The 386-nt window shown below is 43.3% G+C and carries 1 protein-coding gene; it reads right to left on the bottom strand.

Features of this window, described 5'->3' with window-relative positions; translation table 11 throughout:
- Window positions 1–125: 125 nt before the first annotated feature.
- Window positions 126–302 (bottom strand): basic helix-loop-helix domain-containing protein, encoded by a 177-nt coding sequence (locus Tanf_RS15200; RefSeq protein ID WP_161794977.1) that lies wholly within the window; start codon window positions 300–302, stop codon window positions 126–128.
- Window positions 303–386: the final 84 nt, after the last annotated feature.

A 386-nucleotide genomic window follows, 5' to 3' on the forward strand; every position in this document is an offset into this window, starting at 1 on the left:
GCATAACACGTTTCAGGAGAAATATCTGCCAAAAGTCCATGTCGCAGTCGATCTGTCAGCTCGAATGTTTGCGTCAGAATCCCTGCATAAATCTGTTCCTGCATAGGGTCCCACGATCCTTCTATTTAATAACGAAGCATATATTGATACGTCTCCTGTAATTTGTCGAGTTTGTTTTGATACGTATAGGCTTGTGAACCGGCAATCAACCCTTGAAGCGTATCAAAGGCTGTTTTAAGCGCCCCCCGGTCGAGCGCCTCCGCCGTACGTGCACAAGCAGTCCGTATTTCTTGAATTGTCATCTGCTATCCGAAAGAACAAAAGCCATACTAATGGTATGAAATTTTTCTGCAATTCGTATCTTTGACGGTAATACAGAAATTTGA

Source organism: Tannerella forsythia (genome assembly GCF_001006485.1).
Lineage (GTDB): Bacteria > Bacteroidota > Bacteroidia > Bacteroidales > Tannerellaceae > Tannerella > Tannerella forsythia.